Raw genomic sequence first — 15,756 nt, forward strand, 5'->3', positions numbered from 1 at the left:
TTATTTTTATTAGGTGGTTTTGTTGGAGTTCATTATAAACACCCTTTAATTCAAAAAAGCGTACCTTTCAATAAAAGCCAAAGGGTACACTTTTTTGTGTATTTTTCTTTTCTTAGCTGGAATGCGTAAGCCTGTTGTACGGTAGTAGTTTGCATATACTCTACGTATCACTTTTGTTTTTTACCAGTAGGTTATTTGGATGAACGCAGGTAGAGGAAATATCTTGAAACTTGATTAATTTATTTTCTCATCGAATATACTAATCATTTAATCCCTTTCCATAGAGAATTTTCTTCATACATTTTTCAACCCTTGACTCTCGAGTTTTGGATTGTTTGGGTTGTGAAAAATGAAGAATGTACGCTCTTTGCCGTCCCGGGGTCAATGCCTCAAAAGCTGTTTTCAAGGATGGAATTTCATTGAATTTTTTTTGAAGTTCTTCAGGAATTATGAATTCTGTATTTTTTTTATAATTCACTTCCAAACCGGCTTTTTCAACTTCAATGGCTTCATGGATATAGGCTTTCAGAATGGTTTCCGTTGCAACTATTTCTTGAACATTGGTGAAGCGAATCTGGCGCGCCCCCTGTACATTCTCCGTTTGTTGGATTAGAATCCCATGGGCATCCTTTAACAAGGCACCTTTGTGAAACAGGAGCGCACAATATTCTTTAAATCCATGTATTAAAACTATGTTTTTATTCTCAAACGTGTAACAAGGATGCATCCACTTAAATTCTTCGGTCAACTCACAGTCAAGAACGATATTTCTCAACGTCTCATATTCTTCTTTCCACTTTTTAGCTTTACTTATAAATTCATCAACTTTAGGATTCATTCTACTATTTGTCATCACGGAACACTCCTCTTTCCGAGCAGTTTGCTTTTTCCTATCTGTTAGCTAAATACTAAAAAACAAGTTCGGAAGTTTGGTCTTACATTTCCTCTAACACTTTTTTTAGATCTTCGCCCATTCTCGCCCAACCAAATTTCGCACCATTGAACGCTTGATCTTCTTTTTCGAATCCTGTTTGTTCAAGATGTAAGTAGGTTGTTCCATCCTCGTACTTTAATGTCCATGTGACTGTAGTGTTTATCCCGCCACCTACCCAAGTGTAAGATAACTTATAAGGCTCCTCCATTTCAAGAACTTCGGAATCAATAATTAAATTCCACTGTTCATTCCGGAACTGAAATTTATGCCCGACGACAGGTTTAAAATCATTAGCCATTACCCATTTTGCAAGAGTATTTGCATCTGTTAAGGCGAGCCATACCTTCTCGATCGGGCTCTTAAAATTAAAATCTTGTGATACTGTTAAAGTCATTTTTTGTTCCTCCTGTAATATTTGGTTTAAAAGTAACATTCTTTCACTCCAGAATCTCTTGTAAAACGATACCCAATCCTCAATTTCTTTCAACGGGGCAGCATTCAGCCGATAACGCGTTTCCCTACCGACCTTTCTGCTGATTACGAGACCAGCCTCCTTAAGGATTGCCAAATGCTTTGAAACCGCAGTACGACCCATTTCAAAATGAACGGACATCCCATTGAGTGGCAATTCTTCCACGTCCGCCAACAAACGTAGCAATTTACGTCTTGTTGGGTCAGCGATGGCTACATAAATATCACGCTCTTGATTTTTCTCGTTCAAAATCACCCCCCCTTTTTAATAGGACACTAATTGGTGTCTTATTATATGACACCAACTGGTGTCCTGTCAATTTTATTATTGACATCACATTATTTGTTTTATTCACCCATCATTAAGCTTATAGATTCCTTCTTTATTATTTGTTCAATAGATTACTTGAGATTTGAACGCTGATATTGTGATACTTGAAAATGAGGCACTTTTTGATAGTAGGAAATCGAGAGGTATGGGTGATACTGAAAAATTATTGGAGGACCAATTTTTAACTCTGCTTTCATATGTGGCTGAGCAAGAACATAAAAAAATAAGCAAACGACAGGCTGAAGGAATTGAAGTGGCAAAGAATGACGGCGTGATATGTATGAATGAATAATGACTTCATTAAAGTATATGAAAATGAAAATAAACGATAAGATTTTACAAACCCCAAAAATAGTTCCAGCTTCTTTTCAGAAATCCGCTTCCTTTCCGCAGACTGTCTGCCAAGCCTCCTCGCCGTAAGCTTCTCTGGGGTCCCGAATAGCCAGTTCTTCGGCCGAAGTGTCGCAAATTTATTCAACCCAATAAGGATTACAGGAAAAAACATAAAGGACTTCCTAGGCTTGTTTCAAAATCATGCTTCGGGATGGGACCATTTTATCTAATTTTTTAACAAAGTTGATTGGAACGGGTGTACGAGACTCCCGCGGGAAAAGCGCGTCCAAAGGAGACCCCACAGGTGCAAATCGCTCCAATCATTTTACAAACCCTCAATATTGTAAATTATTTTTCTATTTCAAGGCTTTTTAACATTTGCCGTAACGCTCCAAGATGATAAGCCGAGTGGGCAATGGTCGCATTTACATTTGTTAGCCATTTTCCTAAATCGATTGTGTCGATTTCTTCGAAAAGAGTTACATATTCTTTATGTAATCCCTCCCTGATTTCCGCCCATTTCACCTTATCAACATGATGAATGGTCCAGCTTGCGTCCCAATCTTTCTCGAAGTTTGCACCACTGATCATTGTTCGGATCACCCACAAATAATACCGTATATGGTCAGAATGAGCAGCAATGGTTGATCCATTTATGGAACGTGAAGCATCTTCTGCGGTTAAACCATCAAGTGTACCAAAAACCCCGGTATTCGGTTTCGATTCAGTATAATAGCTCCCTTCATTTCCCGGTCCTTCAAACGTTTCTTTCAAAAGCGTTTTTATTGAACTAGCCAAAGCCTTGCTCATCTCAATTCCCCCCAAGTGTTTTAATTGACTTCATTACTTTATAATACACTAAGACAAATCAATAATCGTTTATATTTTGTTAAATAAATCCAAAAAATATCGCAAGTTTATAGAACTACTCGCTCAACGGGCCAAAGGTATGAATTTCCTATTGCTTTCAAGTACAGATCAAAATCTTATATGGTATTGACGCTGATCTTAAGTGATGAAAAAAATAAAAAGACCGTTCCTTTAATAAACAGGAACGGTCTTAAATTATTTATCTGAAAATATGATTCAATCTAAAAAGTATACAATGCAAAACCTAAAGCTTTAGTAGCTTTTCAAACGCTCCTCCAGGGACACAATTCTAAACTTTAACTCTTGATTCGAGTCCAAGCCCCCTATTACAATTTGATTATCTTCCGTAATAGTGACATATCTGAAGGTTTCTTCTCCGTTGATCTTTATTTTTGTCTCCAATGTCGTTTCCATTTTTGCAAAAACTTGATCTGTGTATGTAAGCGGAAGAAGATCATCCAATCCTTCTTCGGGGCTGCCGAGCCACTTAAACATGAAATCTTTCAATGAATATTGTTCAATCATCGATAAATGATCTTTAAAATTTAATTTGTCAATTGTTATCTCTTTCAACTTAACCACTCCTCAATTGTATCTAAAGTTTATATGGATAAACTCCTAACATCAAGGGCATTCCAATGACAAACGATTACAATTTGATTACTTGCTAACTAAATAAACCCTTTCCTTCCGGAAAATGGAGTTCTGTTACCTGAAAAACAAATTGTAGGATGATTTTTTCTTAAGAATACGGCTTGGATTAACATATAGAGGGATTTTTTTCTTAGGTTTATAAATGATTATCCATAAAACAAGGATGTTCATTTCAGTCGAAAACAGCCTCCATTTGTATAGAAAATGAAGGCTGTTTTTCTTATATGGATGTAATACAACTTTCTGTTAAATGATAGTCCCTTAACTAAAACATTATAAGTCTTGTTTTCCTTTAACACCATTTATCGAATAGCTGATTTTAATGTTGGCATTTAATGAGTGATATACTGAACAGTACGTATTTTTGGATAATTGAATCGCACGGACCACTTTATCTTCAGGAAGATCCCCCTCCAATAAATAGTGGATTTGAAAATCGGTAAACCGCTTAGGGTGATTTTCCGATCGTGCCCCTTCTATTTCTATTTGAAAGGCTTTTGTTTCAAATCGCATCTTTTTTAAAATCATTACAATATCAATGCCTGTGCACCCTGCAAGAGAATGCAAAAGTAACTCAGTAGGTCTTGCTCCGCTATTTTTTCCTCCTACATCTTCGGCAGCATCCATCTTTATTTCATGTCCCGACGGAGTTGTGCCAGAAAAGGCCATTTCCCCTGTCCATGTAATCATTGTCTTCATTTATTTCAATTCCTCCCTTACTTGTTGTTTAGTTCAAAAATAGTCCACATGTTTATTTAATGTAAGTCCATATCATTTAAGTCCTAAAATAATATTGCCCCAAATATTGCGGTCATTAAGAAATTTACAGAATAATTGACTTCAGGATTTATACTATGACCCTAACTTGTGATGACTTTCCATTCCTTATATTCTTCCCACAAGTCCTATTGAGTTAGTCATGCTGTTAAATTTGAACTTTAACTCTTCAGGCTTTAAAACCTCTAAAAAATATTCCAGATGATTTCAGAAATCCGCTCCCTTTCCGCCGACTGTCTGCCAAGCCTCATCAAAGCAAAGCGTCTGTGGGGTCTCGGCTAGCCAGTTATTCGGCAGGAGTGTCGCAAAATTCTTAAATCTATTCAGGGATTCATGCATATAAAGAAGTAAAAAAACAGAAGGATATTAAGTTTACCTTTAGAATCATAGTTGTGAGAGCATTCCGAACCTCCTTTTGTCGACAAAAGGGTTTCTATCTAAATTTTTTATACAAAGTTGATTAGAACGAGTGTTCAAGACTAATGCGGGAAAAGCGCGTCCAATTGAGAGCCCACAAGCGCAAAAACCGAGGGCGGAAAGCGAGGTTTTGAACGTCGATTTCCTCATTGCCCTATATATCCATCTACCATGAAGTTATATAGTTTCCTTCTCCATTCAAAGGAGTTTTATAACTATTATTTTCCCCATCTTGCCAAGTAATATTGCCATCTTCATCTTTCAGGACGAACTTGAATTCATAGAATCGATCTGCGGCTAAACGGAATGTTCCACTCCAGCTGCCATCTTTGTTTTGAGTGAGTTTATATTCGTAATCTTCAGGATTCCACCTGCCGATTTCTCCTCTATCCCCAATTAAGTAAACTCCATGTGTGGGAGGTGCATTTTCAACTGTGAATGTAACTGGAATCGACATGCCTTCCAATTTATCAGCCATCATCCTGAACTCATTTGTTGGATTTCCTTCATCGTCGAATAAATAGGACATCCTTAGCAAGGTAAATCCCTCAAAACCATGGTTAAAAACCATTTCTGCTATATTGTCAAAGCCCCTTTCATTATTGATCAGCGGGAGTGCGTTTTCCCCGTTTAAAGAAATTCCTTTTTCATTAGTTAAAGAGGCAATATGGGTCACCAACGTTTTTGGAGCGCTATAGGATGGAGCAGTTTGTGCTTCTTGATCTCCCATTTCCAAACAGGTGAACGTGAGGGCCATATTCGATTTCTTAAATTGATTCAATAATTTGGAGTAGTTATAGTAGCCGGCACTATACTCTGCTGAATGCGGCAGTACGGGATCATTCATTTTCCAATGGACTCCCGAGATTTTAGCTCCAATTGGCACGCCAAAGACTTTGTCAAAATGTTTATGGGCGAATTTAGAGATTTTTGCAAGATGCTTTTCGAGTGCTCCTTGATACCACTGCATAAAGTCATATCCAAATTGTGTATCGATTGCTCCGCCCTTTGTGAAAAATTCATCCCCGTTTCCTGGCGGCTGTATCTCATTCCAGTTTTTATACGTTTTGCCCCAAGCAGCATTTAATTTTTTTATCGTTGAATATTTTTCTCTCATGGTTAGCCTGAAATCCCGTTTGGCTCCTTCTGTATAAACTTGAAGTTGTCCCCTTTCAGGATAATTCCAGCCATCAGCATTCTGGTATGAGGGATATCTAAGTTCCCCAGCTGGTCCTGCACTTAAATATATTTTAGCTATTAGACCCTTCTGATCAGCAAAGTTCTCTGCAAATGATTTGTACAATTCGTTGTATTGATCAGCTGTACCTTCCCACCAAGGAGCAAGTACTTCCTTATTCCAGAAACCACTTTCACTCTTGAAAGCCATGTTTTCGGCAGTGTCTTTATTCCAGAGCCAACTCGGGATGGGATAGTTACAATCATCCCCCACATTACCGCCGCATTGATGTGTAGACAAAATGGGCACCCATTTTAAACCGGAAGCTTTCACTGTTTCCCCATATTTTTTATAATAAGTCCAATCAAACTGATTATCTTTTTTACTCTCGACTAATCCCCACCAGATATCTGTCGTTATTGCATAAACTCCATTTTCCTTCAACTGGGTCAGCTCTGCTTCAAATGCATCCCAATCTGTTATTTCACCCAATGGGGCCATTACATAAAGCTTGTAATCTGGTTTTACTTCTGCTGATCCAGGTGAAGTACTTGATAAAGGAACAAAATACAGCATAAAGGTAAAAACACCAACAGATAATTTGTTCATAAGAACGCCAACCTTTCCCCAATAACTTTATTCATTTGTTTATCATTGAAGTCGCTTACATTCTTTTCGTTTTATTAAGACACTCCTTTACTGGAAATTATATTTGTTTTGGAAATATTTATCAATTATTTCGTCATGGTAATTTAGTTCATATCTCCTAAAAGAAAAAATGGATAGTCCCTTAAGAGACTATCCAGAGCAGCGGGTTATCTACATTTTTATAAAACAATATAAACATTACCATCTTCTATTTCAACATTGAATGTTTTTACGCAACCATTATCAGGTTTTTGGACTTCTCCATTCTTGACACTGATTTTCCAGTCATGCATCGGGCAAAAGACGTGATCACCACTCACAATGCCTTCCACCAGAACACCGCCTTTATGTGGGCAACGATTTTCAATAGCTCGGAATTCACCATTTGCTAAATGAAAAAGAGCAATTTCATGAGAGCCTATGGTTACTGTTTTCCCTAGTTTTTTTGGCATCTCATTTACTTTTGAAACCTTTATTTTTTGAAGAGTTTTCCCCATGTAGGCTTCCCCCATATTCATTTATTTGATTTAGCTGGAATTTTCACTTTTTGAAATAAACCGGTTTGGATCGCCTTGCTCTCAATGATTTCTTTCCACGGTTCTTGCAATACCGAAATGGCCTCATCTAAACGTTGATTAAGCTCAATTCTTTTTTGCTTATCACCAATAATCGTCTTAATGGTATCGAACCCTACACGCTCCACCCAGACAGACGTTCTTTCTAAATAATTGGCAGTCTCCCGATAATGTTGGAGGTATGCACCTGCAATTTCTATTACCTCATCACTTGTTTTCACTTTGCATAATAATTCAGCAGCTCTTAAATGGGTTCCGCCGTTGCCGCCAATATAAATTTCCCATGCACCATCCACGCCGACAACACCAAGATCTTTGATACCGGATTCAGCACAATTACGAGGACATGCCGACACGGCCATCTTAACCTTATGCGGTGTGCCTACACGTTCAAATTTCTTCTCCAGGGCAATGCCAAGCCCAATTGAATCCTGGGTGCCAAAGCGGCAAAAGTTTTCCCCTACGCATGTTTTCACAGTTCGAAGGGTTTTTCCGTAAGCATATCCGGAAGGCATATCCAGGTCGGCCCATACACTTGGAAGGTCTTCTTTTTCAACGCCGAACATATCTATTCTTTGCCCGCCTGTAACCTTAAGTAACTTAACATTATACTTATCGGCAACATTTGCTATTTTCCGTAATTGATCGGGATTAGTGACGCCCCCATACATTCTTGGCACAACGGAAAATGTACCATCCTTTTGAATATTTGCATGTAGTCTTTCATTTACATAGCGGGATTCTTTTTCGTCCTCATATTCAACAGGATGAATCATGCCTAAGTAATAGTTCAGTGCCGGTTTACACTTCGAGCATCCATCACTTGTATTCCAGCCGAGAACATTCATGACTTCTCGAGTATGGGTCAGGTTTTTTTCGCGTATTTCAGCAACAACTTCATCTCTGGATAAAGTGGTGCACGTGCATATGGATTCCTTATGGTTTGACTCACTGAAATCAGCGCCCAATGTCAGCTCGAGAATATCACCGACTAACGGCTTACATCCCCCACATGATCTGGAAGCATTTGTGCAGCCTTTTACTTCCTCGATACTTGTTAACCCTTTAGATTCAATAGCCGTCACAATATCGCCCTTCGTTACACCATTACAACCACAGACGATTTCTTCATGTGACATCGAAGTGACAAGACTGCTGGGATCTCCACTCGTTCCAACTTTTAGATATTCGGAAACGTCGGCATTTTTATTGATCATGCTCAATAGGTTATTGCTTTCCTTTGTATCCCCGAATAATACCGCACCAGAAATTTTCCCATTTCGAATCATTACTTTTTTGTAAGTACCATTCCATTCATTAAATTCTTTGATTGATTTAGCTTGTTCATCCTCGAAAATTTCCCCAGCCGAAAATACATCAACACCAGATACTTTTAACTTAGTAGACAGCACTGAACCCTCGTAAGATTTGCCATCCAGCCCGCAAATCTTTTTGGCTAATACTTTGCCTTGTTCATAAAGGGGAGCGACCAAACCATACACCATCTCACGGTGTTCCGCACATTCACCGACCGAATAAATATTCGGAATTCCTGTCTTCATATAATCGTCCACGATAATTCCACGATTGACAGGGATACCGCAATCATTGGCCAATTGAACATTGGGCTTAATCCCAACTGCCATGACCACTAAATCGGCGCTGATTTCCTCCCCATCACTAAAGCGTAATCCTTTAACATCAAACTCACCTAAAACCTCCTGTGTTTGTTTCCCAAGATAAAAATTCATTCCCTGGCTTTCAAGTTCCCTTTGCAGCATTTTTCCTGCTGTTGGGTCCAACTGCCTATCCATCAAATATTCAGAAAGGTGAATAACATCTACCTGCATACCTAGATTTAAAAGACCCCTGGCCGCTTCAAGACCCAGTAATCCTCCGCCAATGACTGCTGCCTTTTTATAACTTTTTGAATATTCAATCATTTTTTCGCAATCTTCAATATTTCGAAAGGCTGTCACTCCTTTTTTATCAGCACCCTTTATCGGTAGAATGAAAGGGATTGACCCGGTTGCTAAAATTAATTGATCATATTCGACTGCCCGATTTGTGTCTGAGTATATGATTTGCTTTGCGGTGTCGATGTTCGTGACCGTTTCACCTGAAAAAAGTGTAATATTATTCTCTTTGTACCAGTTCCAATCATTTATTGTAATATCATCTATCGTCGTAGCCCCTTGCAATACATTCGAAAGTTGGATTCGATCATAATTCGGATGTGGCTCACTTCCGAAGACAGTCACCTCAAACCTTTCTGGTTGAATTTTCAAAATTTCTTCTATACACCTTACTCCAGCCATACCATTCCCAATGAGTGCCAATTTCTGCTTAGCCATGTTTTGTCCTCCAATAAGATTTTTTTGAAAGGATTATGTGTTTGATTATAGGAGAGGTCACTATTTATAACAACAAGTATGTTATATAATCTCACATGATTTTTGAAAATCAATAATTAATGTTAGTTTTTATTACAAATATTCAGAAAATTAGGATATAATATCCTTATTGATCTAGCATAAATCCAAAATGAGGTGATTTTCATCGTCCTGCAAAAAGAATCTTATATTGACAGAAAAGTAATATCCATCGGAGTGGTCAGAGAATTAACCGGACTATCAGATAGACAAATTCGGTATTATGAAGAAAGAAAACTCGTTTTCCCCGAAAGGTCTAAGGGTGGTAACCGTAAATACTCTTTTTCCGACGTCAAGGCACTAGTGGAAATCGCTGATAAAATAGAGGATGGAGTGCAAACCAATGAAATTAGACAGGAAAAATTAAAAGAGAACAGAAAAATTGAACAGGAAAAAATGCGAAAAAAAATGCTGCAGGGCCAATTAAATGCTCACTTTGGCCTACGTAATTGATTTTCGCTAAGAATACGGAACTATTAATTCAATGTCCATATTTCAGTCTTCGATAATATTTTCACCTTGCACTTTTAAAATAACTGTTAACATTGTTACACTGGACATGATGACTTTCATGTCCAGTTTTCCATTTTCACATTTTCATTACAATAAAAGTTTTCTAACTTAATCATTCCTCTTCTAAGCGAACTCCTTATCTTTTGTCTTCTCTGAAAACCATGATAATTTCTCGGATAAATTCACCACTTCTCCTATTACAATCATGGCGGGATTGGCAACCTGCTCTCTTGTAACAATCGCCACTATTGAATCGATTGTTCCTGTGAAAGTTCGTTGAAAACCTGTCGTTCCTTGTTCAATGACAGCAACAGCAGTTTCAGCCTTCTTTCCGCAGGAACGTATTTGTTTACAGATATATGGCAGGTTTTTAATACCCATATAAATAGCAATGGTATCAACACCATGTGCCAAATGATGCCAGTTGATGTTATCAGGCTTGCCGGTCACGCCGTGTCCTGTGACAATTGCGAAGGAACTCCCCCATTCCCTGTGAGTCACGGGAATTCCAGCATAAGCTGGCGCAGCGATTCCGGATGTGATTCCAGGAACAATATCAAACTGAATTCCGTGCTTAACTAGCACTTCTGCTTCCTCGCCCCCTCGTCCAAAGATGAAAGGATCTCCCCCTTTTAAACGAACGATCGTTTTTCCTTCTATTGATTTACTAATTAACAATTTTTGAATGTCCTCTTGAGAGACACAATGTTTACCAGGCGCTTTACCGCAATAAATGTATTCAGCTTCAGATTTACCATATAAAAGCAATTCACGATTAACCAATCGATCATACAAGATGACATCCGCTTCCGCGAGGCATTTGGTTGCCTTGACAGTAATTAAGTCCGGATCACCTGGTCCAGCACCAACAATATAGACCTTACCTTTTTTCATCCTTTTTCCCCTTTTATTTTTAGTCATGTAAAATCCATTTGATATGGAATGCTATGTGGTTAGGCTTACCCATAATGAACCTAAAAAAGTTATGATTAAAGGGAAGAAAACCTCCCTTTAATTAGACGTTAACTCTACTATAGGATGTACTTTTACAGCACTGACTTTAAAGCCAGGCATTTTGCATGCGGGATCTAATTCCTTTGAAACGAGACGATTGACATTTTGTGAGTCTGCCCAATGAAAAGGAACGAATATAGTATCATGGCGAATGGTTGCTGACCATTTGCTTCTTACAACAATACTTCCGCGCCTTGATTCAATTTTCACCAAAGTATTGTCTGGAATATGATATTTCTTGGCTGTTTCCGGATGGATTTCCATATATGATTCAAAATTTCTAGCGGATAATGATGAGCTTTTTCTCGTTTGTACTCCTGTTAAATAATGTGACATGATTCTTCCTGTTGTTAAATAAAGTGGGAAATCCGTACATGGCTGTTCTTTTGGAACAAGAGGCACATTATTAACCACAACCATTGCCGCCTTTCCATCCGGGTGGGCAAAAGACGTTTCGAATAACCTTTTTGTCCCTTTATGGTCAATTGTTGGGCATGGCCACAAAATGCCTCCTTCTTTTCTTAATCGATCATACGTTATACCATAATAATCAGCGGTTCCCCCGCGGCTTGCCACTCTTAATTCTTCGAAAATCTCATTTGCAGATTGAAAGGGAAAATACTCCCCTTTTCCCAGAGCTTTTGCTATATCACAAATGATTTGCCAATCATGCTTCACTTCCCCAGGCAACGAAAAACTTGCTTCCCGCAACGTTACCCGTCCTTCTAAATTTGTCATCGTTCCTTCATCCTCTAAATAAGACGAAGTAGGTAAAATCAAATCAGCCATTCTAGCAGTTTCAGAAACGAACATATCCACTGCGACAAGAAACTTTAATTTTTCCAAAGCCTTTTTGACAAAGTTAGCATTTGGATTTGAAACAATTGGGTTGGAACACATTAAAAACATGCCGGTAATTTCACCTTCATTTATCTTCTCTATCATTTCGTATGCTGAGACACCTTTACGTGGCAAATCAGCCTCATCGATTCCCCATATTCTTGCAATATGTAATCTGTGTTTCTCATTTTCAATCATGCGATATCCCGGTAGCTGGTCTGCCTTTTGGCCATGCTCTCTTGCTCCCTGCCCATTCCCCTGTCCAGTAATAGCTCCATAGCCCGAATTCACTTTTCCGATTTTCCCTGTAACAATAAGAATATTAAGAAAATTACGAACGGCGGCTGAACCATCAGTTTGCTGCTCAACGCCCCTTGCTGTAAAAATCATTCCTGATTCTTCTTTCCCGAACATGACAGCCGCTTTTTGAATTTGGTCGCTAGGAACCCCTGTCATTTCGGCAATTTCCTCTAACTGTAAAGATGTAACATACTCTTTAACTTCGTTATAGCCATTTGAACGTTCCCGGATAAATGCTTCATCAATAAAATCCTCTTCAATGATCACTTTCAATAATCCGTTTGCCAAGGCGGCATCCATCCCTGGTTTTACTTTTAGATGCAAGTCGGCCATTTTCGTTGTTGTTGTTTCTCGTGGATCTACAGCAATGATATATGCACCATTTTGTTTCGCTTTCTCAAAGTACGGCATGATTGTCGGCTGACATTCCGCAATATTCGTGCCTGCCAAGATAATGCACTTTGTGAACGGAACCTCTGATAAGCTGTTGGTTAGGCCTCTGTCCATGCCAAACGTTTGGCTTGCTGCCGAAGCAGCTGCGGACATGCACAAACGGCCATTATAATCTATATATTTTGTTTTTAAAGCTGCTCTGGCAAATTTCCCAAGCAAATATGCTTCTTCATTTGAAATGGATGCACTCCCATAAACAGATAATGCATTTACACCATCTTCTGCTTGAATCTTAGTGAAATTCTCCTTAATGTGGTTTAATGCTTCCTCCCATGTTATTCGAACAAATTCACCATTTTTTTTAAATAATGGGTATTTAATTCGATCTTTATGCAGAGCATGTTGGTGTGCATTCATTCCTTTAATACATAAGCGCCCCTCTGAGGTTGGATTATCTTTTCCAATCGTCATATACTTTTTTCTTGTCACTATTTTTTGTTCCAACAGCTGCATCTTACATTGCATGCTGCAAAATGGACATTGTGTATCATAGCGTTTCTCTGATTGGACCTCTTGTTGCTTCGTTCGGAAATACTTTAATAATAATTCGGTCAAGGCTCCTCACCCTTTACTCATGGATTTCTATAGATAACAATTACCCGTTAGTTTTCGTGCATCAAAAGGTACTTTCCACTACGTTCCTTCTCTGACCTAAGCCATTTCCAGTCGTTGAGATAGTTGCTGACTAAGTTCATTATCAAACAATACTTCTCTAACATGAATTAAACCCACTCTCTCAATCCATTGCCAAGTCCGTTCTAAATAATTGGCCGTTTCCCGATAATATTGAATAAAGCCGATGATGATTTCAATTGCTTCTTCATTTGTTCCAGCTACACATAACAGTTCACCGGCACGTACAGTACGCCCGCTGCTTCCGCCCACATATATTTCCCAGCCCCTGTCAATGCCCATAACACCTATATCTTTCGTTGTTGATCCTGCACCGTTATGCATACAAGCAGATATGCCCATCTTTATCCGGTAAGGTGTTGATACATGCTCCAATCTTTTTTCCAAATCTACAGCAAGTAAAAGGGATTGCTTTTTATCACAAGAACAAACATGTTCACCGATACATGTTTTGACGTTTTGAACGGTGTTACCATATTTCGAACTTAACGGCATGTCTAAATCAGCCCACACACCTGGGAGATCTTCTTTTTTCACACCCATTAAATGAATCCTTTGTTCACTTGTTACCGCCACCTGGGATATATCATATTTATCTGCAACATTTGCAATTTTTCGCAAGTCTTTCGCATTCGTCATCCCGCCGTACATTTGCGGGATAACAGAGTATCGGTTATCATTTTGAATTGTTGCATTCTTTTGTTCGTTTATGAAAAGAGTTTGATGTCTGATCTCGTACTCTGGATCAATCATCCCTAAATAATAGTTCAGGGCTGGCTGACATGTTGAACAACCTCCTGTATTTTCCCATCCAAGAACATCCATCGCTTCTTGGACGGATGTTAAATCTTGGAGCTGCATTTTATACACGATTTCATCTTCCGTTAATGTCGTACATGAACACATTGCAGTTTGTTCATTAGCCTGATCGGAAAGATTACCTTGAATATATGCCAAAAGCTCGGTCACTGCGGGCTTACATCCACCGCAAGAACCTGAAGCCTTTGTGCATTGTTTAACTTGTTCCACGGTTGTTAATCCCTTATTTTGAACCGCTTCAATGATTGCCCCCTTTGAAACAGCATTACAATTGCAAATGATTTCATGATTTGCCATAGAAGCGATTAATCCCTCAGCCGTACTAGGTGATTGGAACAGTACATGCTTTTCTTCTGACGTTACTTCTTGCCGCTTTAAAATCATATCGAGTAATCGTGAACTGCCGTTTGTATCTCCATACAGAACAGCACCTATGATTTTTCTTCCTTGAAAAACCACCTTTTTATAAACACCATCTAATTCATCAAAAGTTGTGATTGATTTCGTTGTTTCATCACCAAGGAAATCTCCAACAGAGAATAACTCAACTCCTGATATTTTCAACTGGGTGGAAAGGACCGAACCTTGGTATCCGGTGCATTTCATCTCACAAATATGCTTTGCCAGCACTTCGCCTTGTTCATATAGGGGTTTAACCAATCCATAAACAATTCCGTGATGTTCAACACATTCACCAACCGCATAAATATTTGGGATGCTGGTTTCTAAATAGTCGTTTACAATAATGGCACGATTTGTATCAATTCCGCTGTCTTTGGCCAACTGAATATTCGGTCTGACTCCCGCAGCCATAACGACTAAATCTGCTTCCACCTCCGTTCCATCTTTAAAACGGACGCGCTCTACACGCTCGTTACCGATTATCTCCTGTGTTTCCTTTTTTAAAAGAAAGTTCATTCCCTGGTTTTCCAACTCTTTTTGCAGCAAAAGTGATGCCGTTGAATCAAGCTGTCTTTCCATTAAATGGTCAGCAATATGAACGACATTCACTTCCATACCAAGGTTTAACAGCCCTCTCGCTGCTTCTAAACCTAATAAACCGCCTCCGATGACGACTGCTTTTTTATGCTTGCGCGAAGTTTCAATCATCTTTTGGCAATCTTCAATCGTCCGAAATGCAATGACTCCTTCTTTATCAACACCGGTAACAGGAAGAATAAATGGGATAGAACCCGTGGCAATTATCAGCTTATCGTAGTAAACTTCCCGTTCTTTGTCTGTTTTTATCTTCCGAGTCTCTTTATCGATTTTCACAACCGTTTCCCCTGTAAACAATTGGATACTATTCTTCGTATACCAGCCCCTATCATTTATCGCAAGATCTTCAAACGAAGTGTTGCCTTGAAGCACAGTCGACAATAAGATTCGGTTATAGTTAACGTGTGGTTCGCTACCGAAAATAGTAATCTCAAATGCAGTCGGATCCTTACTTATAATTGACTCAACGCAGCGTAATCCCGCCATACCGTTCCCTACTAAAACCAGTTTTTGTTTATACATTTTATCCCCCCAAACAAGTACTGAAACAAGCCAATATAACCAGT

General features: G+C 38.8%; 12 protein-coding genes and 2 pseudogenes. 2 read left to right on the plus strand and 12 right to left on the minus strand.

Annotation, left to right across the window (positions count from 1 at the left end; genetic code table 11):
* Positions 1–259 precede the first annotated feature (259 nt).
* The 3 genes and pseudogenes from MKY17_RS13690 to MKY17_RS13700 all read right to left on the minus strand — a co-directional run.
* Entirely contained in the window at positions 260–853 is a 594-nt protein-coding gene (locus tag MKY17_RS13690) for a YdeI family protein (RefSeq protein WP_339202252.1), read from the minus strand.
* 82 nt (positions 854–935) lie between these two features.
* A complete protein-coding gene (locus MKY17_RS13695) occupies positions 936–1,328 on the minus strand; it encodes an SRPBCC domain-containing protein (protein ID WP_339202385.1) in 393 nt (130 codons plus the stop codon).
* Between the two features lie 93 nt (positions 1,329–1,421).
* Positions 1,422–1,661, minus strand: a pseudogene (locus MKY17_RS13700) (metalloregulator ArsR/SmtB family transcription factor); the annotation flags it as partial.
* A gap of 145 nt (positions 1,662–1,806) precedes the next feature.
* On the opposite strand from MKY17_RS13700, the pseudogene MKY17_RS13705 reads away from it, so the two are divergent.
* Positions 1,807–2,007 (plus strand): annotated as a pseudogene (locus MKY17_RS13705) (recombinase family protein); the annotation flags it as partial.
* 410 nt (positions 2,008–2,417) lie between these two features.
* On the opposite strand, the gene MKY17_RS13710 reads toward MKY17_RS13705, so the two are convergent.
* The 6 genes from MKY17_RS13710 to nirB (MKY17_RS13735) form a co-directional block, all read right to left on the minus strand.
* Positions 2,418–2,879 carry a hypothetical protein gene (locus tag MKY17_RS13710; RefSeq protein WP_339202254.1) on the minus strand — a complete coding sequence of 154 codons (462 nt, stop codon included), beginning with the start codon at positions 2,877–2,879 and terminating at the stop codon, positions 2,418–2,420.
* 312 nt (positions 2,880–3,191) lie between these two features.
* Positions 3,192–3,512: a hypothetical protein gene (locus MKY17_RS13715; protein WP_098372388.1), complete on the minus strand. Its 321-nt coding sequence runs from the start codon at positions 3,510–3,512 to the stop codon at positions 3,192–3,194.
* A gap of 354 nt (positions 3,513–3,866) precedes the next feature.
* Positions 3,867–4,292: an OsmC family protein gene (locus MKY17_RS13720; protein WP_141994451.1), complete on the minus strand. Its 426-nt coding sequence runs from the start codon at positions 4,290–4,292 to the stop codon at positions 3,867–3,869.
* 661 nt (positions 4,293–4,953) lie between these two features.
* Positions 4,954–6,573 (minus strand): family 14 glycosylhydrolase, encoded by a 1,620-nt coding sequence (locus tag MKY17_RS13725; protein WP_339202255.1) that lies wholly within the window; start codon positions 6,571–6,573, stop codon positions 4,954–4,956.
* Between the two features lie 218 nt (positions 6,574–6,791).
* Positions 6,792–7,109, minus strand: coding sequence for a nitrite reductase small subunit NirD (gene nirD, locus MKY17_RS13730; RefSeq protein ID WP_339202257.1), 318 nt, complete (start codon positions 7,107–7,109; stop codon positions 6,792–6,794).
* Positions 7,110–7,126: 17 nt separating this feature from the next.
* Positions 7,127–9,541 (minus strand): nitrite reductase large subunit NirB, encoded by a 2,415-nt coding sequence (gene nirB, locus MKY17_RS13735; RefSeq protein ID WP_339202258.1) that lies wholly within the window; start codon positions 9,539–9,541, stop codon positions 7,127–7,129.
* Between the two features lie 204 nt (positions 9,542–9,745).
* On the opposite strand from nirB (MKY17_RS13735), the gene MKY17_RS13740 reads away from it, so the two are divergent.
* On the plus strand, positions 9,746–10,072 hold the full coding sequence (locus tag MKY17_RS13740) for a MerR family transcriptional regulator (RefSeq protein WP_286177147.1): 327 nt from the start codon (positions 9,746–9,748) through the stop codon (positions 10,070–10,072).
* 183 nt (positions 10,073–10,255) lie between these two features.
* On the opposite strand, the gene cobA is transcribed toward MKY17_RS13740, so the two are convergent.
* From cobA to nirB (MKY17_RS13755), 3 genes are all read right to left on the minus strand, one after another.
* Positions 10,256–11,026 carry a uroporphyrinogen-III C-methyltransferase gene (gene cobA / locus MKY17_RS13745; protein ID WP_339202261.1) on the minus strand — a complete coding sequence of 257 codons (771 nt, stop codon included), beginning with the start codon at positions 11,024–11,026 and terminating at the stop codon, positions 10,256–10,258.
* Between the two features lie 117 nt (positions 11,027–11,143).
* Positions 11,144–13,294 (minus strand): nitrate reductase, encoded by a 2,151-nt coding sequence (locus MKY17_RS13750; protein WP_339202264.1) that lies wholly within the window; start codon positions 13,292–13,294, stop codon positions 11,144–11,146.
* Between the two features lie 96 nt (positions 13,295–13,390).
* Positions 13,391–15,712 (minus strand): nitrite reductase large subunit NirB, encoded by a 2,322-nt coding sequence (gene nirB, locus MKY17_RS13755; protein ID WP_339202265.1) that lies wholly within the window; start codon positions 15,710–15,712, stop codon positions 13,391–13,393.
* Between the last annotated feature and the right edge of the window lie 44 nt (positions 15,713–15,756).

The organism is Peribacillus sp. FSL P2-0133 (assembly GCF_037975445.1).
GTDB lineage: Bacteria > Bacillota > Bacilli > Bacillales > DSM-1321 > Peribacillus > Peribacillus simplex_E.